Below are 19,797 nucleotides of genomic sequence, written 5' to 3'. Positions count from 1 at the left end.
TGCGCCGGCGCCGCTGCTTAGGCAGCGGAGGCCAGGCGCCGGCGGCGGCGGTGCTGCAGCACGAGTCCCACGAGGCACAGCGCAACGCCGGCCACCCCCACCGCGACGAAACCGGCCCCGGGACCCACGCTGTCGATGAAGAGTCCGGCCAGCGGCGCGCCGAGGGCCACGCCGCCGGTGAGCGCCGATCCGTACCAGCCCATCGCCTCGCCGCGGCGGTGCTCGTCGACGAGCGCGGCCACCTTCTCCGAAGCTGCCGAGAGGACCGGGGCACACAGCAGCCCCGGCAGGAGCGAGAGAAGGCTCAGCGTCCAGGTGTCCTGCGCAAACGCCATGGGGATGGTCAGGGCGGACATGCCGAGAAGCAGCAGGATCGGCGAGATCGGCCGGTGCAGGGCGCCGTAGATGATCCCGCCCACCACTGAGGCCGCGCACCAGAAGAGGAACACCAGACCGATCTCTGCCTGGTGTCCGCCGGTCTCGAGAGCCGCAACGATCCCCACGTCGGTACCGCTGAGCACCATCCCTGCCCCGGCCGCGACGGCGAAAACGGCGCCCACGGCGGCGGTGAACCAGGCGAAATTGTGGATGACCTTGTGCCGCAGCCCGGACCGGCTTTGCCGTCTTCCCCCGGCGGCGGCCAGCGGCGCCAGCTCTGCGGCGGCTTCTTGCAGGTGCGCCGGTGCGGCGGCGACGACGGCGGCTTCCGCACAAACCAGCTGGTCCGCCTCGAATCCGGCATCGGGAACCGCGGTGCGGGTCGGCGGATTGAACCACATGAGGAAGAGTCCGGACACGGAGGTGGCCAGGCCGATGATCGTGAGCCCCAGGACCGAGTATCCGGCGGTAGCGACGAGGGCGCCGGCGGCAGGCCCAATCATAAAGACCAGTTCGGTGGAGATCGCGTCGAGGGCGAAGGCCGTGCGCCGCTGCTCCCCCGTGGCGAGGACACCCAGGGACTGGCGGACCACGCTGAAGATCGGCAGCGTGAGCAGGCCACCGACGAAGACCAGGGGCAGCAGCAGCTCGTAAGACACGTGCGGAACGATCGACCAGATGACCGCCTCGGAAATGACCGACGGGATCAAGGCCCTGCGCAGGCCCACGGTGTCGACCCGCCGGCCGCGCCAGGGCGCCCCGACCGCAATGCCGATAGTCATGACGGCGGCTGCGGCTCCCGCGGCGGCATAGCCCTGGCCCAGGGTCAGGACGATGTGCAGGGTCAGCAGCACGCCCGCTGCCGAGTGGGGTATGCGGGCGATCATCCCGACCAGCAGGAGCCGCCTGATCGGCCGTACGGCCAGGAGTTCCCGGTAAAGCGCGAAGTTCACGGACTACATCCTTCTGGTACTGCTCTCGGCAGCACCGGGAGGTCTCCCGCTGGCCGTCAGCTACGGTGCTGCGCGCTGCAACTTGACTTCGATCGAGTCAACCCGCTCGGCAAACATTTCATTCCGTCCCCACGCGGTGTTGAGGCCGGCCACGATGAACTGCACACCGGCGGCGTCGAGGCCGTCTTCCAGATACAGGACGACTCGGACTTCCGGGCCGGAACCACCGCCGGGAAGCTGGCGCCCGTCGGCCGCAGCCGAGGCAACTCCACCGCCTGGATGAATTTCAACACGCCGGACCTCCGGAAAGCCAACCGCCGCCAATCCGAGGGACTGCGCCAGCTCGGGATCAGCGTACGACGGTGTCCACGGCCGCTGCTGCGCCAAGGCCCAGACTGCTGGCCGGCGCACCACGAACGTGATGTCAGAGCCGGGATCGAGCACGAGCAGTTCGGCCCCTTCCGCGACGGCGGAAAGCGCGGCGCGGGCCGCATACACGGCAACGGGCCGTGCCTCGGGATGCCAGGCTACAAGAGCGGCCGCAGAGGTGAAGAGGGGCATCGCGGTCCGGCCGTCGGGCGCCTTCAGCGTCACCAAGGCCATGTCGGCTTGCTTGTCGCCGCGCAAAACGGCCCCGTGAAATCCCGCCGCGCCGTCGCCTTCCGCGGCGAGCTGGGCCAGGATCGGCACGAAGACCCGGGCGGTGGACAGCGACGCGACCACGCCGGCTTCGTCACCTTCCCCCGCCGCGAGGGCAGCAATGGCGGCCACGTAGCCGGCGTCGGCCGTGCCGTCGTCGTCCTCGAAGTTGTGGATTCTGGCATCCTCGCCGGCCAGGCTGCGGCCTGCCCAGGGCCTGCCGGCGGAGTCCGTGGCCTGCCCGGCGCCGGCCAGGGCAGCGGAAATATGGCCCGGCAACTGCCGGGAAGTGGTTACGCTCTCGCCTTCCGGCTGGTGCTTCATACTGCGGACCGGCTAGCGGCGGCCGGCGACGTCAAGGGCCTCGGGCAGCGTGAAGTTACCGTGGTAGAGGGCCTTGCCGACGATCGCACCCTCGACGCCCAGCGGCACGAGGGAGCGCAGGACCTTGAGGTCTTCGAGGCTGGAGATGCCGCCGGAGGCGACCACGGGCTTGCCGGTCTTCTCCACCATCTGGCGCAGCAGTTCCACGTTGGGGCCCTGGAGGGTGCCGTCCTTCGTCACATCCGTGACGACGTAGCGCGCGCAGCCGGCCTCTTCGAGGCGGCCGAGGACCTCCCAGAGGTCTCCGCCTTCCCTGGTCCAGCCGCGGCCGGCGAGGGTGGTGCCGCGGACGTCCAGTCCGACGGCGATCTTGTCGCCGAAGCGCTCGATCACCCGGGCAGTCCACTCCGGGTTTTCCAGCGCCGCAGTTCCCAGGTTCACCCGGGCGACGCCGAGGTCGAGGGCGTTCTCCAGGGATTCGTCGTCGCGCAGGCCGCCGGAGAGCTCCACCTTGATGTCCAGCCGACCCACGACTTCGCGGAGCAGTTCCGCGTTGGAACCCCGGCCGAACGCGGCGTCAAGGTCGACCAGATGGACCCACTCGGCGCCTTGCTGCTGCCAGTTGAGCGCAGCTTCCAGCGGTGTGCCGTAGCTCGTTTCGCTGCCGGCCTCGCCCTGGACGAGTCGGACGGCCTGGCCGTTGACGACGTCGACGGCGGGCAGGAGTTCAAGCACGGGCAGCGGGGTGTCGGTGGTCATCGTGGGATCCTCAGTTTCTCAGGGGATGGCAGTGGTCGGGTTGCTGCGCGCGGCTTAGCGGGCGGGCAGGGTCAGGAGATAGGCGGCCAGCAACGACATCCCGGCCAGCACATAGAACACCATCTGGACCCAGCGAGGGCTCTTCTGCTGCCGGAAGGACAGCGCCCCGCCCACCAGCAGGCCGGCCAGGCCCATGAGCACGATGGACCACATCTAGGCGGTCGTTTCCGGAGCGGTGGCTTCCGCGGCCGGGGCGGCGGCCGGGGCGGCGGCCGTCCTGGAGCCCTTGCGCAGACCCTCGACCCAGTTGCGCAAAAGGCGCGCCCCGGCGTCGCCGGACTTCTCCGGGTGGAACTGGGTGGCGCAGAGCGGGCCGTTTTCCACGGCCGCGATGAACGGGGCGCCGTGCTCGGACCAGGTGACCAGCGGCGCCGTCATGCGGGGCTGGATCACGTCGAAGTCCCAGTGCTGCACACCGTAGGAGTGCACGAAGTAGAAGCGCTCGTTCTCGACGCCGGCGAAGAGTTTGGAGCCGGCCGGCACGGACACGGTGTTCCAGCCCATGTGCGGAACGACCTCGGCAGGCAGCAGCTCGACTTTGCCAGGCCATTCCCCCATGCCCGGGGCCTCGGTGCCGTGTTCCACGCCGGCCTCGAACAGGACCTGAAGGCCCACGCAGATGGCCAGCACCGGCCGGCCGCCGGCAACGCGGCGTCCGATCATGCGGATGGCGTCAACGGCTTTGAGCTCGCGCATGACCGTTTCAAAGGCGCCGACGCCCGGGACGACGAGGCCGTCGGCGTTGAGCACGTCGTCCGGCTTGGCGCTGAGTATGACCTCGGCACCGGCGCGCTCAAGCGCGCGGACAGCCGAGCGGATATTGCCGGAGCCGTAGTCCAGCACCGTCACCGTGGGCTTGCCCTCGGGCGAGGCAGGCTTCCTGCCGGCGTCTGGATTGATGATGGCACCGTCCTGCACCACCTTGCCTGTCACAGCGCACCCTTGGTGGAGGGAATGCCCTCGACGCGGGGATCGGGCTCCACGGCCGCGCGCAGGGCGCGGGCGAAGGCCTTGAACTGGGCCTCGACAATGTGGTGCGGGTCCCGGCCTGCGGTCACGTTCATGTGCAGGCAGATGCCGGCGTGCAGGGTGATCGCCTCGAAAACGTGGCGGGTCAGGGAGCCTGTGAAGTGACCGCCGATCAGGTGGTACTCCTGGCCCGCGGGCTCTCCGGCGTGCACGAGGTACGGGCGTCCGGAGACGTCGACGACGGCCTGCGCGAGGGCTTCATCCAGGGGAACCGTGGCTTCGCCGAAGCGCCGGATGCCGGCCTTGTTGCCAAGTGCGGTGCGAAGGACCTCGCCGAAGGTGATGGCAACATCTTCCACCGTGTGGTGCACGTCGATGTGTGTGTCCCCTGTCGCCTTGACCGTCATGTCGATCAGCGAGTGCTTGCTCAGCGCCGTCAGCATGTGGTCGTAGAACGGGACCGAGGTGCTGATGTCCGAGACGCCGGTGCCGTCCAGATTGATCTCGACCAGGACGGATGACTCGCTGGTGGTCCGTTCCATACGTGCGGTACGGCCCTGGGCAGCGGTTGATCCGGTGTTGCTCATGTGGAGGTGTCCTTTGGCTGAAGGCGTGGTGTGGGGCTTTTAGGCTCCGGGCTTGCGGGCGGGGCTTGCTGGCTCCGCTCTTAAGTCTAGGCCTGCTGTACTGCGCGGCTGGTCAGGATACTCTCCAGGGCTTCGAGGAAGGCTGTGGTTTCCGTCTCAGTGCCGGCGGTGACCCGCAGGTGTCCGGGGATGCCGACGTCGCGGATCAATACCCCCGCGTCCAGCAGGCCCTGCCAGGTCTCGTGCGAATTCTCGAGGCCGCCGAAGAAAACGTAGTTGGAGTCGGAGGCCGCGGGCTTGAGCCCCATCCGCCGCAGTCCGGAGACTATCCGGTCGCGCTGGCGCTTGATGTCCTCGACGTCGGCCATCAGCGCAGCCCGGTGATGCAGTGCGGCCAGGCCTGTCGCCTGTGTGATGGCGGAGAGGTGGTACGGCAGCCGGACGAGGCGCAGTGCGTCGGCGACCTCGGGGGCCGCTGCCATATAGCCCAGCCGCGCGCCAGCGAGGGCGAAAGCCTTGCTCATGGTGCGCGAGACGATCAGCCGCTCCCGGCCGGGCAGCAGCGTGAGGGCGCTCGGAGTGCCGTCGTGGGCGAACTCGTGGTAGGCCTCGTCAACGATCACGATGGTCTGGCTGGCTTCGCCGGCTTCATAGACCGCTGCCACGACGTCGAGGCCAAGGCCGGTGCCGGTCGGGTTATTCGGGGAGCACAGGAACACGATGCCGGGCTGGAGTTCGCGGACCTGGCGGGCCGCCGATTCGGCGGTGAGGCTGAAGTCATCGGCGCGGACCCCGACGATGTATTCCGTGTCCGTGCCGGCGGCCAGAAGGGGATACATCGAGTAGGTCGGAGGAAAGCCGAGGGCGGTGCGGCCCGGCCCGCCGAAGGCTTGGAGGATCTGCTGGAGGACCTCGTTGGAGCCGTTGGCTGCCCAGATGTTCTCCGCACCCAGGCCGTGCCCGAGGTATTCCGCCAGGCCTTCGCGCAGCTCGGTGAATTCACGATCGGGGTAGCGGTTGAGTCCGGCTGCAGCGATGGTCACGGCCTCGGAAATCGCGGCACGGACATCGGCCGGCACACCATGGGTGTTCTCGTTGACATTGAGCAGGATCGGCACGTCCAGCTGCGGCGCCCCGTAAGGGCTAAGGCCGCGCAGATTTGTCCGGAGGGGAAGTCGATTCAGGCGCTCTAACTGGTCAGTCACTTTAGTAGTTTAAGTGAGACACCGACGGGCCCTGAAACTGTGACGCCTGGCGGATCGCACGGGAAGCGTTACTTGGACGGAACGAAGAGCGTCTGGCCGGGCACCACACGCGCCGCCTCGAGGTTATTGAGCTGAAGGATGTCGGCAACCACATCGCGGGGGTCGCGCTCGGGTGCCACGGTTCCGGCAATCGCCCACAACGATTCCCCGGGCTGCACGGTGACCGACACGGCTGGTGTCAACCGCAGCTCCGCGGCGGACTCCGAGGCCTTGGCCGGCGCATTGAGAAAGCCACTGAAGGAAAGGATAAGGGCGGCCAGCAGGATGAGTGGAATGCCGAAGAAGACAAAGCGGCCGCGCCTGGTCAGCCGCAGCGGTGCCTGCCTGGTGCGGTCCCCGGAACCGTACCCGTCGAGGGAACGCTCCTCGCCGGAGGCATCAGCCCTTGCCGATGTGTAGCCGAATGTGTCGTGAAACGCGCTTGATGCTGACATGAACTGAGCCCTCCTGGACCATACGGTGCCGCGCGGCGTACTGCACCTACTTGCCGCCAACCGGCCTAACCATCGAACATAGAACCGAACATCGAGCCGTGCTCGAACAACGCTTAACTCGAACACATCTTCGAACCATGCTAGTTCTGTTTTAGCACTTATGGACGAACATTGTCGAGACTCGCTAGAACAAATGTTTGAAAAACCTCTGCGGCTGGCCTACGTTTGAGTCACAGGACAACCACATCTGCAGTTGATCAGCAGGGTCTGACAAACAGAGCCCGACGTTCCCGGCGACTGCAGCCACAGCAGCCGGGCGGAATGGAAAGGCGTTGGCGAATATGGCAGCACAAGCCACCGGCGGCAGGGCCACCCAGCGGAGCCCGCAGGCAGCCCGGCCCCCCAAGAGCCTCACCATCCGGCAGAAGAAGATCCTGGAAACCATCCAGCGCTCGGTATCGGACAACGGCTACCCGCCGTCCATGCGCGAGATTGGCGACACGGTCGGGCTGGCCAGCCTCTCCAGCGTCACCCACCAGCTGTCCCAGCTCGAAAAGCTCGGCTATCTGAGGCGCGATCCCAAGCGTCCGCGCGCCATGGAAGTGCTCATGCCGCTGACCCTGGATGAGGGAACGACCAAAATCCCAGGGGTCCAGAAGGCTGGAGTGCTGCGCTCAGCGGGCGGGCTGTCCGTCTCGGAACTCACCAGCGCCACGGACACCGCGATGGTGCCGCTCGTGGGCCGGATCGCTGCCGGCGGGCCCATTCTCGCCGACCAGCTCGTCGAGGACGTGATGCCGCTTCCGCGCCAGCTGGTGGGTTACGGTGAGCTCTTTATGCTCAAAGTCGCGGGCGATTCGATGATCGACGCCGCCATTTGCGACGGCGACTGGGTCGTGGTGCGCCGGCAGAGCGACGCCGTCAACGGCGACATCGTGGCCGCACTGCTGGACGACGAGGCGACGGTCAAAACGTTCCGCCAGCGCGACGGCCACACGTGGCTGCTGCCGCAGAACACCCAGTACGAACCCATCCTCGGCGATCACGCCGTCATCATGGGAAAAGTCGTCTCGGTACTTCGCTCCCTCTAGCTAAAATCAGATACCGGCTCTGACGCTCGCTCACCTTTCGCGGTGGACAAAAAACGCTGCCTCACTTTTCGGTTCGACCGTAAGCTCCGTCACGTCATGTGACGGAGCATTTGCCATTGGCACTCAGAATCGGAGTGCTCCCTGGTTCGGATCTTTCGCCGAATTACGCCGACGCGGGGTGGGCTGAATCGAGCGGGCACTGGGATATGACACGCAACCCTTCCTGCGACGCGCAGATGTCGTGGCGCTACCGGTATACCCGAAGCGCCAGGGCACTTGCGCGTCGCCAGGCTAAATGCGCCGCGTCAGCCAGCCGGCGCCGAAAAGCCCCGGATTTCCGCGGAACCTGGAGCCGGCAGGCCGGAGCAAGTGGGCGGGAACGCCACGGCTGCCGATATCCGGTCGCTTCGCAGCGCCTATTTGGCCGGCAGCCCGGATTCCTTGGACAGACGTTTCAGCGCCGCGAGGGCAATCGTGGGATCGGTAGTGGGCCAGAACGGTGGAAGGGCCGCGCGGAGGAATGCCCCGTAGCGTTCCGTGGATAGCCGTGAGTCCAGCACCGCCACGACACCCTTGTCCGTCGTCGTGCGGATCAGCCGGCCGGCGCCCTGGGCCAGCCGGATGGCGGCATGGGTCGCCGACACACTCATAAAGCCGTTGCCGCCCGCCTGGGCCACCGCGCGGGACCGCGCTGTCATCAGCGGGTCGTCGGGCCGGGGAAACGGGATCCGGTCGATGACGACCAGCCGGCAGGAGTCGCCCGGGACGTCAACACCCTGCCACAGCGACATCGTGCCGAAGAGGCAGGTGTCGGGCTCGTCGGCGAACTGCCGCACGAGCGCCGTCATGGTGGAGTCTCCCTGGCAGAGAATGCTGACGTCCAGCCGCGGCCGCATGGCCTCGGCGGCGTCTTCGGCGGCGCGACGGGAGGAAAAGAGGCACAAGGCCCCGCCGCCGGAGGCCCGGATCAGCTTCTCCAGCTCATCAAGCGCTTCCGGGGAGGTGCCGCGGCCGGGTTTGGGCAGGTGCTTCGCAACATAGAGAATCCCCTGCTTGGGGTATTCGAACGGCGAGCCGACGTCAACGCCGGTCCAGCTGGGGGCACCGGGGCCGACGAGGCCGAGGCCGCCGGCGGCCGGTTCGAACGCGGAGCCGATCGCCAGGGTGGCGGAGGTCAGGATGACGGTGTGGTCTGCGAACAGGCCCTCGCGGAGCCGGCCGCCGACGCTGAGCGGTGCCACGTTGATCAGGGCGGGCGCGGTTTCGTCCGGCTGGGAGTAGCCCTGCGCCGGGTCGAAGGTGCTGTTGCGGGAGAACCACACCACTTCACGGTTTTCCCGGGCCGCGAGCAAACGCTCACAGAGTTCCAGGATGACCATGAGGCGGGAGCGGGCCAGCTGACGGCCGCCGTCGGGGGTGTTGGCGCTGTCCCCCTTGGAATCGGACAGCGCGGCGCGGCAGGCATCACGCAACTGGTCCACGCAGTCCAGCTGTTCGCTGTTGAGGCCGTTGGGCATGAGTCCGCCGGGGACGCCTTCAATGGCCAGTTCGAGGTTGGCCGCGGCGTTGTTGAGCGCGTCCACGGTAATGCCGGTGTGCTTCCGGGCCCCCGAAGCGGCAACATGCACCATCGCGGCGGAGAGCTGTCCGGACACGGCGCCGGTGACGCGGTCCTGCAGTTCGTGGGCTTCGTCGACCACCACGACGTCGTAGTCGGGCAGCACGGCGAGGCCTTCGAAGGCGCTGACGGCCAGCATGGCGTGGTTGGTGACGACGACGTCGGCGTCGGCGGCGTTCTGCCGGGCCAGTTCGCTGAAGCATTCGGCGGCGAGGGGGCATTTCTGCGCGCCGAGGCACTCCATCGAGGTGACGGAGACTTGGCGCCACGCGCGGTCGGTCACACCGGGCATCAGCTCATCGCGGTCGCCCGTGACGGTCTCCTCGGCCCAGTCGCGCAGCCGGATTACTTCCTTGCCCAGCTGGGAGGACGGACCGCCCATGGCCGCGGCGAGATGCGGGACGGATGTGTCCTCGCCGAGGGAGAAGAGCTGGCCCTCGGAGGGCTCTTCGGAAGGGAAACCGCCGTCGAGCTTGTGCCGGCACACATAGTTTGAGCGGCCCTTGACCAGGGCGATCTTGACCGGCCGTTCCAGGGCCGGGGTGATGGTCTTGAGCAGCCGGGGCAGGTCGCGCCCCACGATCTGGGTCTGGAGGGCCAGGGTGGCGGTGGAGACGAGGGTTGGCTTCTGGCTGACCAGCGAATGGGCGATCAGCGGGACCAGGTAGGCGAGGGACTTGCCCGTGCCGGTGCCGGCCTGGACCAGCAGGTGGTCGCCGCTGTCGATCGCGCGCGCCACCTGCCGTGCCATTTCGTGCTGGCCGTCGCGGCTTTGGCCGCCCATGCCGGACACGGCCCGGTCGAGGAGCTCTATGACGAACTCCTCGCCGTGCGGCTGGAATCTTCCCGCCGTCTTTTTTGCGTCCGGCCCGTGGCCGTCAGGGCCGTCCCCGGCCGGGGACGCCCCGGCGGCGTCAGCCCCGGCGGACTCGGCGCCTGCCGGGCCGGTCCGCTCCGGGTCCGCCCCCGTCACTGCCGCCTCAGTCATTGGTGATGAACGAATCCAGTTCAGCGGCGAACCCCTCGCGCACCATCACAACGGCACGGGTGCCGGCTTCCTCGTGGTCGAGGCTGAGGATCTCGGCGTCGGTCTCGTGCAGTTTGCTGAGCAGGTCCCCGCGGTTGTACGGGATCATCAGTTCCAGCTTCACGCTGGGCCGCGGGATGCCGTCGCTGATGGCCCTGAGCAGTTCAGGAAGGCCTTCCCCGGTGCGGGCCGAGACCACCACGTGGCGCGGTTCGCGCTGCTTGAGCCGTTCGATCACGAAAGGATCGGCGGCGTCGGCCTTGTTCAGGACGATGATTTCCGGGACCTTGCGGGCGTCGACTTCGCTGAACACCTTGCGGACGGCGGCAATCTGGCCCTCCGGATCCGGGTGGGACACATCGACGACGTGCAGGATCAGGTCCGCGTCGGCAACCTCTTCCAGGGTGGAGCGGAAAGCCTCCACGAGCTGGGTAGGCAGCGAGCGGACGAATCCCACGGTATCGGCGAGCGTGTAACCCAGCCCATCGGACGTTTCGGCCTTGCGGACCGTCGGGTCCAGCGTGGCGAACAGGGCGTTCTCCACCAGGACACCAGCGTCGGTCAGCCTGTTCAGCAGCGAGGACTTGCCGGCGTTGGTGTACCCGGCGATCGCTACGGACGGCACGGAATTACGACGGCGGTTGGCGCGCTTGGTCTCCCGTGCCGGCTTCATCGCGGCGATTTCACGCCGCAGCTTGGCCATCCGGGTCCGGATCCGGCGGCGGTCCAGTTCGATCTTGGTTTCACCGGGACCACGCGAACCCATGCCGGCACCGGCGCCGCCCACCTGGCCGCCGGCCTGGCGGGACATCGAGTCACCCCAGCCGCGCAGGCGCGGGAGCAGGTATTCGAGCTGGGCCAGTTCCACCTGGGCCTTACCCTCGCGGCTCTTGGCGTGCTGGGCAAAAATGTCCAGGATCAGTGCCGTACGGTCAATGACCTTGACCTTGACGATGTCTTCCAGGCTGCGGCGCTGGGACGGGGCCAGTTCGGCGTCGACGACGACGGTGTCCGCACCGGTGGACATCACGATGTCCTTGAGTTCCTGGGCCTTGCCGGAGCCGAGGAAGGTGCCCGGATCGGGCTTCGCGCGGCGCTGGACGATCCCGTCGAGGACCTCCGAGCCGGCGGTCTCGGCGAGGGCCGCGAGTTCGCGCAGCGAGTTCTCGGCGTCGGCGAGCGTCCCTTCGGTCCAGAGGCCGGCCAGCACGACGCGCTCGAGGCGCAGCTGCCGGTATTCGACCTCGGTGACGTCTTCGAGTTCGGTGGACAGTCCGGCGGTGCGGCGCAGGGCGTGCCGTTCCTCGAGGTCCTGCTGGTCACCGTCGTAGTTGCCGTGTTCCCCGTCCAGCCGGGAGATGGCCTGGGCCTTGCCGAGCACCGGCCTGGACTCACCGGCAGCCGGGGCTGTCTTCCGGGCAGGGGTGTCCTTGGCGAGGATCCGGTCGATGACAGCCTGGATTTCCGCAGGACTCAGGTCCTGGGCTGCTGAATCGGGTCCGGTGTTGGGCTGGCTGGTCATGGTCTCCTTTAGAGGTTCGGCAGTTTCAGAATAGTGCCGATCGGTGCTGTGTGGGGCGGTATTCGCGCTGGGCTGACGACTATTGGTCAAACGGGTCCTCCTGGGTTGCCGGTGGCAGCGGTGCCGGGGCAGGGTGTGCTCCGGGTGGAGCGGTGGGATGAGGGAGGGAAATCATGGATTCGAGCGGATGGCCGGACCCGCCTGCGGGGACGTTTGTGCGCTCGACGTCTAATACGCTGGACTGTCTATGCACTCGACTGTTTAGGAAGCATCGTTGTTCTCCAAGTGATGCAGGCGCCGGGCCGGGACGGAAACACGGGATTGGGCGCGCTGCACGAAATCTAACTGGCGGAAGGTAACTACCTGCGTCGCTGCGGGGACGGGATTTAACCCGTACCGGCTACTTGAAGATTGAGAACATGTATTTAACACTAGCAGACCGTTCTTGTGCCTCCGACCGGCGGGCACCCGGCTGTGCGGCCGCGTTCCGTTCCGGGCCATCCCGGTTTCCCATAGGGGCCGGGCCCGAACTAATCTGCCAGTTATGGAGTCTGCACACTATTTCAGCGCCCAGCCTGCCGGGCCGTTCACCCGCAAGCCACTGACCGTGGAGCTTGCCGGCGAGACGCGCCGCCTGCAGACGTCCTCGTCCATCTTCAGCCCGGACGGTATCGATAAGGGAACCGCGGTCCTGCTGGCCGAGGTTCCCGCCCCGGCACCGCAGGGCAGGCTGCTGGACATCGGCTGCGGCTGGGGCCCGATCGCGCTCACCATGGCCCTGCGGGCACCGCATTCGCAGGTCCACGCCGTGGATGTCAACGAACGCTGTGTGACCTTGACCAACGAGAATGCGGCGCTCCTGGGGCTCGGGAACCTGACGGCCAGCACACCGGATGCCGTCGATCCGGAACTGCGCTTCGACACCATCTGGTCCAACCCGCCCATCCGGATCGGCAAGGACGAACTCCACGCCCTGCTGCTCCTGTGGCTGCCGCGGCTCGCGCCCGGCGGCACCGCCTGGCTCGTGGTCCAGAAGAACCTGGGGTCGGATTCGCTTCAGCGCTGGCTCGCCGCCGAACTGGACAGCAGCTTCACAGTGACGCGGGAGAGCACCTCGAAGTCGTTCCGCATCCTGCGGGTCAGGAAAGCATCCCACTAGCCACGATCACCGCGGGGCCGCTGAGCTCGACGTGCTCGTGGCCCGCCGCGCCGGGGAAGAACTTCACGCCGACGACGCCGCCCGGTACGTGCACGTTCCAGACGTCCGGGGCGCCCTGGCCGGCCCAGTGCCGGATCGCGACGGCGGCGGCACAGGCGCCGGTGCCGCAGGACTGGGTCTCCCCCACGCCCCGCTCGTGGACCCGCATCGTGATGGTCCCGACGCCCTCATGGACCAGCGGCTCGGACGGCACGACGAACTCGACGTTGGTGCCCTTGGGCGGCGTCGGATCCACGTGGGGTGCGGTGAGCAGCTGGGTGGCCTGGAGCTCGGCCAGTTCGGCCAGGGCGACGACCGTGTGCGGGTTGCCCATGCTCACCGAGAGCGCGGGCCGGGCGACCTCCAGCCCTGCCGCGCTGACCAGCGAATCCATGGCCCGTGCGGTGGCCTCGCCGGGGAAGATGAACTCCCAGGAGCCCATGTCGACGGCGTAGCCGGCGGCAGTGCGGACAATCGTCTTCGCGCCGCCCCGGGTGCCGATGGTCAGTGACTCGCCGGCGGGCAGCGCAACAAGTCCCTCGGCGATCAGGAAGTGCACAAAGACGCGGACACCATTGCCGCACATTTCGGAGAGCGAACCGTCGCTGTTGCGGTAGTCCATGAACCATTCGGCGTCCGGGTGGCCCGTGAGCAGTTCCTGGCCCTCGGGGAGGAGCCGGGACGGCACGGCACGGATCAGACCGTCCCCGCCGATGCCGCGGTGGCGGTCGCAGAGTGCCGCGACCTGCTCTGCGGTGATGGACAGGGTGCCGTTTGGGTCGGCGAGGAGCACAAAGTCGTTGCCCGTGCCGTGGCCTTTGGAGAACTTGAGTCCGCTCAGGGCTGTGGTGCTTCCGGCAGCGTTGAGGTCATCGGCTGCGGCAGGGGTCTTGTCCATGCTCCAAGGTTACCTTTCCGGGCGCGGCGCCCGGAAAGCTAGGACTAGTGTGGCGCGCCGGGGCCGCACAGCGCGGCTGCCCGGGCCACCAGATCCGGGTCCTGCCAGTGGAGCCAGTGGATGCGCGGGTCCGCACGGAACCAGGTGAGCTGGCGGCGGGCAAACTGCCGGGTCGCGACGATGGTTTCCTCCGCCGCCTGCGCCTCGTCCGACTCGCCGTCGAGGACCTTGAGGAACTGGGCGTAGCCGAGGGCTCGCGGGGCGGTCCTGCCGAGCCGGAGCCCCGCGGCGTCGAGCTTCCTGGTTTCCTCCAGCAGTCCGCGCGCCACCATGGCGTGGACGCGGGCAGCGAGCCGTTCCCGGAGCAACTCCCGATCCACCGCGAGGCCAATCTGCACGGCGGGCTGGAAATACTCGCGGGTGGGCATAAAGGAGCTGAAGGGCCGGCCGGTCAATTCGAACACCTCGAGGGCGCGGATGATCCGGCGTGCGTCGCCGAGCCGGCCCGCGGACACCGGGTCCGCGGTCTCCAGCCGCGCCCGCAGCGGGGCGGGGCCGGCCGTTTCCAGCTCCGCCTCAAGCCGGCGTCGGATGGTGGGATCGGTGCCCGGCAATTCCAGCACGTCCAGGGCGGCGCGGACGTAGAGCCCGGAGCCGCCGGCCAGGATAGCGCGTTTGCCGCGGCCATGGATCTCGGCAATCAGGGCCCGGGCCCGCTGCTGGAAATCCGAGACGCTGGCTTCCCCGGTCACATCCAGAATGTCCAGGAGGTGGTGGGGCACTCCCCTGCGTTCGGCGCCGGTGATCTTGGCCGTGCCGATGTCCATGCCGCGGTAGAACTGCATGGAGTCGGCGTTGATGACTTCGCCATCGAGCGCCAGCGCCAGCGAGACGGCGAGATCGGACTTGCCGGAGCCTGTCGGCCCGACGACGGCGATTACCGGGGGGTTCTGCTCCGCCATCCCGGATGGTTTGCCGGCCGGTGTGTCCTTTGCTGCGCCGCCCGGGGTGCCCTGCGGGGGTGCCACGGGGCTAGCGGCCGCGGACCGGAAGGGCAGGCATGCCCAGGGACACACCCGTGGTGCCGGCGGCTGCCCCCGGCACGGGTGCGCCGCAGGAGTCGGCCTGGGACCTGTCCCAGGCATCTCCCGCTCGGGAGCGGCGGAGGCTGTAGCCGTCCGCCGACGCCGGATCGGAGACTAGGTGGAAGGCCGCCGCCTCGGTGATGGTCACGGTCACCAGATCGCCGGGGCGGGGCGCTTCGGCGCCGGCGGGGACGGAGAAGTGCACCAGCCGCTGGTCCTGGGCGCGGCCGGAGAGCCGGCCGGTTTCCTCGGCTTTGCGGCCCGGCTGGGCCGTGACCATCACCTCGACGCGGCGGCCGAGCTGGCGGGCGTTCTCCTCGGCCGCGATCCGGTCTTGCAGGGCGGTGAGGCGTTCGAAGCGTTCCTGGACCACAGCCTTGGGGAGCTGGTCGGGCAGCTCCGCGGCGGGAGTGCCGGGCCGCTTGGAGTACTGGAAGGTGAAGGCGGTGGCGAAGCGGGACTTTTCCACAACGTCCAGGGTGGCCTGGAAGTCCTCTTCGGTCTCGCCGGGGAAGCCGACGATGATGTCCGTGGAGATGGCGGCGTGCGGGATCTTCTCGCGGACCTTGTCCAGGATGCCGAGGAACTTCGTCGAGCGGTAGGACCGCTTCATGTCCTTGAGGACCTTGTCCGAGCCGGACTGCAGCGGCATGTGCAGTTGCGGCATGACGTTGGGGGTCTCTGCCATGGCGTCGATGACGTCATCGGTGAAGGCGGCCGGATGCGGGCTGGTGAACCGGACGCGTTCGAGACCGGGGATGTCGCCGCAGGCGCGCAGCAGCTTCGAGAAGGCCTGCCGGTCACCGAATTCGACGCCGTAGGAGTTCACGTTCTGGCCCAGCAGGGTCACTTCGATGGCGCCGTCGTCCACGAGGGCCTGGATCTCGGCCAGGATGTCGCCGGGCCGGCGGTCCTTCTCCTTGCCGCGCAGGGCCGGCACGATACAGAAGGTGCAGGTGTTGTTGCAGCCCACGGAAATCGACACCCAGCCCGAATAGACCGAGTCGCGCTTGGTGGGAAGGGTAGAGGGGAAGACATCGAGGGACTCGAGGATTTCCAGCTGCGCCTCGTTGTTGTGGCGCGCGCGCTCCAACAGGGCGGGCAGGGCGCCGACGTTGTGGGTGCCGAAGACAGCGTCCACCCACGGTGCCTTCTCCAGGATGGCGTCGCGGTCCTTCTGCGCCAGGCAGCCTCCGACGGCGATCTGCATTCCCGGGTTGGCGGCCTTGACCGGGGCCAGCATGCCGAGGTTGCCGTAAAGCTTGTTGTCCGCGTTTTCCCGAACCGCGCAGGTGTTGAAGACCACGACGTCGGCCAGTTCCCCGGCGGCGGGGACGTAGCCGGCGGCTTCCAGCATCCCGGACATACGCTCGGAGTCGTGGACGTTCATCTGGCAGCCGAAGGTGCGCACCTGGTAAGTGCGGGGCTCTACCGCATCAGGCGCCGGCGCGGTGTCAGGTGCCTGCGCGGTGTCCGTTGAAGGGGTGGTACCGGCTACTGGGGAGGGAATGGTCAAACTCACCTGTTAAGGGTACCGGGTCGGCGCCGTCCCCGCGTGGCGTGCGCTGTTGAGCTCATTGTGCTCGATGCGCCGGGCGGCCGATTCAGAACTCCGGTTCAGCATCCGTTTCGGCGCCTGCCACGGCGGCATCGAGGACTTCGCCGACGATCCGGAAGGCCTGGGATGGCTGGTACCCCTTGCGGGCGAGCATCGAGGCAAGCCGGCGCGTGGTCTTGTCACGCTCGGCGCGGTCCTCGAATCCGGTGACCCCCCGGAGCTTTCGCTGGACCAGTTCACGCGCCGCGGACTCCTCGTCCTCGTCGCTGAGTTGTTCCAGGGCTCCGGCGGCAAGGTCCGCGTCGATGCCCTTTTCCGAGAGTTCCCGCCGGAGAACACCTTTGGCGAGCTTGCGGCTCTGGAAGCGGCTGCGGACCCACATCTCGGCGAAGTCGGCGTCGTCAATGAGCTTCACCTCTTCGAAGCGGTCCAGCACGGCCCCGGCGATGTCGTCCGGGATGTTGCGCTCGGCCAGCTTCCTGGCGAGCTGGAGCCGGCTCTTGGGCGAATTTGTCAGCTGCCGCAGCACGATGGCCCGTGCCACAGCCGCCGGATCGGCGTCGCGCTCCGGCTTCAACGGCGAATCCCGGGGAGGCGACCCCGACAGTATCTCCGCTCCGGGGCGGGTGCCCCCACCGAAGCCGGGGGCAGGTTTCCGGGATGGGAATCCTGCCCCCGTGCCTGCTGTGCGCCGGGAAGGCGCGGCTCCGGGCGTTCTGCTGTTAGAAGCCGTCAACGGCCTTCAGCTTCGGCGCTGCTTCGGTCTCGGCGGGGGCCTTGACACCGACGCCGAGCTTTTCCTTGATGAGGCGTTCCAGCTCTGACGCCAGTTCAGGGTTGTCCCGCAGGAACCGCCGGGAGTTCTCCATGCCCTGGCCCAGCTGGTCGCCGTCGTAGGTGAACCAGGAACCCGACTTCTTGATGAAGCCGTGCTCGACACCCATGTCGATGATGCCGCCCTCACGGGAAATGCCCTGGCCGTAGATGATGTCGAATTCGGCAATCTTGAAGGGCGGAGCCATCTTGTTCTTGACGATCTTGGCCTTGGTCCGGTTACCGACCGAGTCCGCGCCCTCCTTGAGGGTCTGGATCCGCCGGACGTCGATGCGGATCGAGGCATAGAACTTCAGCGCCTTACCACCGGTGGTGGTTTCCGGGGAACCGAAGAACACACCGATCTTTTCGCGCAACTGGTTGATGAAGATGGCGGTGGTCTTGGTCTGGCTCAGGCGGCCGGTGATCTTACGCAGGGCCTGGCTCATCAGGCGGGCCTGAAGACCGACGTGACTGTCGCCCATGTCGCCTTCGATTTCGGCGCGGGGAACCAGCGCGGCGACGGAGTCGATGACGATGACGTCCAGGGAACCGGAACCGATCAGCATGTCCATGATTTCCAGGGCCTGCTCGCCGGTGTCCGGCTGTGACACCAGGAGCGCGTCGGTGTCGACGCCAAGCCTGGCAGCGTATTCGGGATCGAGGGCATGCTCGGCGTCGATGAAGGCGGCGATCCCGCCCAGGCGTTGGGCGTTGGCTACGGCGTGCAGTGCCACGGTGGTCTTACCGGAAGATTCCGGACCGTAGATTTCCACGACGCGGCCGCGGGGCAGGCCGCCAATTCCCAGGGCGACGTCCAGCGCAATGGAACCGGTCGGAATGACCTCGATCGGCGCGCGGACTTCGTCGCCCAGGCGCATAATCGAGCCTTTACCGAACTGCTTGTCAATCTGGGCAAGCGCTGCGTCGAGCGCCTTCTGACGATCCGGGGCTGCTGCCATGGTTCACACCTCTAGTGCTTTCTCGCTGTGGAGTGGCCGTTGCGGCCCTGTGTTTGTGATCAGTTCTCTATCATCACTGACGCTAGCGGCACCCACCGACAGTGTTGCCGGCCGACGTCGCGTATGTGCATAAACGCTCTGAAAAAAGCATAGTCCTATCCGAACAGATATTCGAACAATCGGGCGGCGTGTCAGCCGCCGGCTGCGTCAGACCGGCATCCAGCGGCCTGGCGCAGGGACCTTGCCGCCGGGACTCGGCTGTCAACGGTGCTGCCGTCAGCGGGGTTTCACGTCGCGGCCCAGCCGCCGCTCAGGCGGAACTTCCTGGACCTCGCAGAGGGCGAGCCAGACTTTCCGGGGCGGCACACCGGCGCTGAGGGCCTGGTCGGCCGTGTGGCCGCCCACTCCGGCCAGGACCAGCGAACTGCTGAGGACACGTGAGTAGCCTGCTCCGAATTCGTCGTCCATGAGACGCCAAAAATCACTGATTCGCACGAATAAAGTCTCTCACGATGCGGGCGGACTCTAGAATGGTTGCCATGAGCAACGCCGTTGAGGGGCCCGGGATCCGCGGGAGTGCCGGGGACCCCGAAGAAGCCGGCCTGATCGCGGTCGAAAACCAATTGAGCCTGCTCTGGCGCCGCGGCCGCTCCATTTCACATCAGCTCTCGCGGCAGCTCCACCCGGACATGGAACCGGCGGCGTATGGCCTGCTGTCCGTCATCCGAAGGCAGGGCGCCGTGCGGCTTACCGAGCTGGCCTCGAGTATCGGCGTCGGAAAACCCTCGGTGAGCCGGCAGGTCGCGTTCCTCGAAGGCCTCGGGCTCGTGACCAAGCACGCCGATCCCCTCGACGGCCGCGCCCAGATGATCCGCCTGACTCCCCTGGGCGACGAGAAGATGCACCAGGTTCAGGACGCCCGGCGCGAGGTTTTCCGCCAACAGCTCGGAGACTGGCCGGTGGAAGAGCTGGAGACGCTTGCCCGCTACATTGCCAAGCTCAACGCCAGCTATGAGCGTGACGGCCTCCCCCGGGACGACGCCCGCTAGTCCACCAATTCGGTTCCGGCCACCTCCGGCCCGCACCAGCCGGCACCGCCCCGCACCACGCAAGAGGACCCCCGGCCCGTGGCCGAGGGTCCTCTTGTCCAGAGAAATCCGGGTCGGGGCTAGCGTGCCCCGGAGAGCAGGCCCTTGGCCAGCTCCTCGTTAAGGTCGGTGTTCAGCTCACGGTCCAGGTCACGGCCGTAGCGCTGGGCAAACTCCTGCGGGACGGTGTCCGGAACCGCGACGCCCTCGGCGACGGCGACGCGGTCGCTGACTTCGCGGAGCATAAGCGAAAGCGGAACATCAAGGGCCGAGCAGATCGAGGAGAGCAACTCCGAGGAGGCTTCCTTCTGGCCGCGTTCCACTTCACTCAGGTAGCCCAGGGAAACGCGGGCACTGTGCGAGACTTCGCGGAGGGTTCGGCCCTGGCGCTGGCGGACATCGCGGAGGACATCACCGATTTCGTGACGAAGTACAACCATCTTGCGCCCCTTCTGTTCGCTCTTAGCCTGATCGGCGAGGCCCACATCCTTCCAGCGGACAACGCCGTTTACGGATACGGGCTGCTTTACCATCTGTATCGCCTTGCTCCCTCGTATGTCGAGTCCGCC

20 protein-coding genes are annotated in these 19,797 nt (G+C 67.5%); 3 read left to right on the top strand and 17 right to left on the bottom strand.

Annotated elements, in window-relative coordinates:
• Positions 1-17: 17 nt before the first annotated feature.
• The 8 genes from ACZYZE_RS09905 to ACZYZE_RS09870 form a co-directional block, all read right to left on the bottom strand.
• Positions 18-1,331 carry an MFS transporter gene (locus tag ACZYZE_RS09905; RefSeq protein ID WP_463907493.1) on the bottom strand — a complete coding sequence of 438 codons (1,314 nt, stop codon included), beginning with the start codon at positions 1,329-1,331 and terminating at the stop codon, positions 18-20.
• Positions 1,332-1,391: 60 nt separating this feature from the next.
• A complete protein-coding gene (locus ACZYZE_RS09900) occupies positions 1,392-2,294 on the bottom strand; it encodes an SseB family protein (RefSeq protein WP_463907492.1) in 903 nt (300 codons plus the stop codon).
• 12 nt (positions 2,295-2,306) lie between these two features.
• Complete coding sequence (gene priA / locus ACZYZE_RS09895) at positions 2,307-3,053, bottom strand: bifunctional 1-(5-phosphoribosyl)-5-((5-phosphoribosylamino)methylideneamino)imidazole-4-carboxamide isomerase/phosphoribosylanthranilate isomerase PriA (protein WP_463907491.1); 747 nt, start codon at positions 3,051-3,053, stop codon at positions 2,307-2,309.
• 54 nt (positions 3,054-3,107) lie between these two features.
• Complete coding sequence (locus ACZYZE_RS09890; protein WP_459318716.1) at positions 3,108-3,266, bottom strand: CG2302 family histidine operon protein; 159 nt, start codon at positions 3,264-3,266, stop codon at positions 3,108-3,110.
• Positions 3,267-4,046 (bottom strand): imidazole glycerol phosphate synthase subunit HisH, encoded by a 780-nt coding sequence (gene hisH / locus ACZYZE_RS09885; protein WP_463907490.1) that lies wholly within the window; start codon positions 4,044-4,046, stop codon positions 3,267-3,269.
• Positions 4,043-4,669, bottom strand: a complete 627-nt coding sequence (gene hisB / locus ACZYZE_RS09880) for an imidazoleglycerol-phosphate dehydratase HisB (RefSeq protein WP_459318714.1) — start codon at positions 4,667-4,669, stop codon at positions 4,043-4,045. Before hisB ends, hisH begins: the two co-directional genes overlap by 4 nt.
• A gap of 86 nt (positions 4,670-4,755) precedes the next feature.
• Positions 4,756-5,874 (bottom strand): histidinol-phosphate transaminase, encoded by a 1,119-nt coding sequence (locus ACZYZE_RS09875; RefSeq protein WP_463907489.1) that lies wholly within the window; start codon positions 5,872-5,874, stop codon positions 4,756-4,758.
• Between the two features lie 68 nt (positions 5,875-5,942).
• On the bottom strand, positions 5,943-6,368 hold the full coding sequence (locus ACZYZE_RS09870) for a LysM peptidoglycan-binding domain-containing protein (RefSeq protein ID WP_459318712.1): 426 nt from the start codon (positions 6,366-6,368) through the stop codon (positions 5,943-5,945).
• A 341-nt stretch (positions 6,369-6,709) separates the two neighbouring features.
• Between ACZYZE_RS09870 and lexA the strand changes: the two genes are divergently transcribed.
• Positions 6,710-7,459, top strand: a complete 750-nt coding sequence (gene lexA, locus ACZYZE_RS09865; RefSeq protein ID WP_463907488.1) for a transcriptional repressor LexA — start codon at positions 6,710-6,712, stop codon at positions 7,457-7,459.
• A gap of 416 nt (positions 7,460-7,875) precedes the next feature.
• Here lexA and ACZYZE_RS09860 read toward each other — a convergent pair whose 3' ends face one another.
• Together ACZYZE_RS09860 and hflX are read right to left on the bottom strand one after the other, a co-directional pair.
• Positions 7,876-10,065: an ATP-dependent DNA helicase gene (locus ACZYZE_RS09860; protein ID WP_463907487.1), complete on the bottom strand. Its 2,190-nt coding sequence runs from the start codon at positions 10,063-10,065 to the stop codon at positions 7,876-7,878.
• Positions 10,058-11,626 carry a GTPase HflX gene (hflX, locus tag ACZYZE_RS09855; protein ID WP_463907486.1) on the bottom strand — a complete coding sequence of 523 codons (1,569 nt, stop codon included), beginning with the start codon at positions 11,624-11,626 and terminating at the stop codon, positions 10,058-10,060. Before hflX ends, ACZYZE_RS09860 begins: the two co-directional genes overlap by 8 nt.
• A gap of 544 nt (positions 11,627-12,170) precedes the next feature.
• Here hflX and ACZYZE_RS09850 point away from each other — a divergent pair.
• Complete coding sequence (locus ACZYZE_RS09850) at positions 12,171-12,785, top strand: class I SAM-dependent methyltransferase (protein ID WP_459318708.1); 615 nt, start codon at positions 12,171-12,173, stop codon at positions 12,783-12,785.
• Here the strand turns inward: ACZYZE_RS09850 and dapF are convergent.
• The 6 genes from dapF to ACZYZE_RS09820 form a co-directional block, all read right to left on the bottom strand.
• Positions 12,766-13,722: a diaminopimelate epimerase gene (gene dapF, locus ACZYZE_RS09845; RefSeq protein WP_463907485.1), complete on the bottom strand. Its 957-nt coding sequence runs from the start codon at positions 13,720-13,722 to the stop codon at positions 12,766-12,768. The genes ACZYZE_RS09850 and dapF overlap by 20 nt on opposite strands.
• Positions 13,723-13,766: 44 nt before the next feature.
• Positions 13,767-14,684 (bottom strand): tRNA (adenosine(37)-N6)-dimethylallyltransferase MiaA, encoded by a 918-nt coding sequence (gene miaA, locus ACZYZE_RS09840; protein WP_463907514.1) that lies wholly within the window; start codon positions 14,682-14,684, stop codon positions 13,767-13,769.
• Between the two features lie 70 nt (positions 14,685-14,754).
• Positions 14,755-16,329, bottom strand: coding sequence for a tRNA (N6-isopentenyl adenosine(37)-C2)-methylthiotransferase MiaB (miaB, locus tag ACZYZE_RS09835; RefSeq protein WP_459318705.1), 1,575 nt, complete (start codon positions 16,327-16,329; stop codon positions 14,755-14,757).
• A gap of 82 nt (positions 16,330-16,411) precedes the next feature.
• Positions 16,412-16,942: a regulatory protein RecX gene (locus ACZYZE_RS09830; protein WP_463907484.1), complete on the bottom strand. Its 531-nt coding sequence runs from the start codon at positions 16,940-16,942 to the stop codon at positions 16,412-16,414.
• 145 nt (positions 16,943-17,087) lie between these two features.
• Positions 17,088-18,140: a recombinase RecA gene (gene recA, locus ACZYZE_RS09825; RefSeq protein ID WP_459318704.1), complete on the bottom strand. Its 1,053-nt coding sequence runs from the start codon at positions 18,138-18,140 to the stop codon at positions 17,088-17,090.
• A gap of 276 nt (positions 18,141-18,416) precedes the next feature.
• Positions 18,417-18,635 carry a DUF3046 domain-containing protein gene (locus ACZYZE_RS09820; RefSeq protein ID WP_463907483.1) on the bottom strand — a complete coding sequence of 73 codons (219 nt, stop codon included), beginning with the start codon at positions 18,633-18,635 and terminating at the stop codon, positions 18,417-18,419.
• A 44-nt stretch (positions 18,636-18,679) separates the two neighbouring features.
• Here ACZYZE_RS09820 and ACZYZE_RS09815 point away from each other — a divergent pair, with 44 nt between their 5' ends.
• Positions 18,680-19,189, top strand: coding sequence for a MarR family winged helix-turn-helix transcriptional regulator (locus tag ACZYZE_RS09815; RefSeq protein WP_463907482.1), 510 nt, complete (start codon positions 18,680-18,682; stop codon positions 19,187-19,189).
• Positions 19,190-19,308: 119 nt separating this feature from the next.
• On the opposite strand, the gene ACZYZE_RS09810 is transcribed toward ACZYZE_RS09815, so the two are convergent.
• Entirely contained in the window at positions 19,309-19,761 is a 453-nt protein-coding gene (locus tag ACZYZE_RS09810; RefSeq protein ID WP_459318701.1) for a helix-turn-helix domain-containing protein, read from the bottom strand.
• Positions 19,762-19,797 lie beyond the last annotated feature (36 nt).

The organism is Pseudarthrobacter woesei, assembly GCF_055412745.1.
The sequence above is the reverse complement of the archived record's forward strand: the minus strand, read 5'-3'. Positions and strand labels throughout refer to the sequence as shown.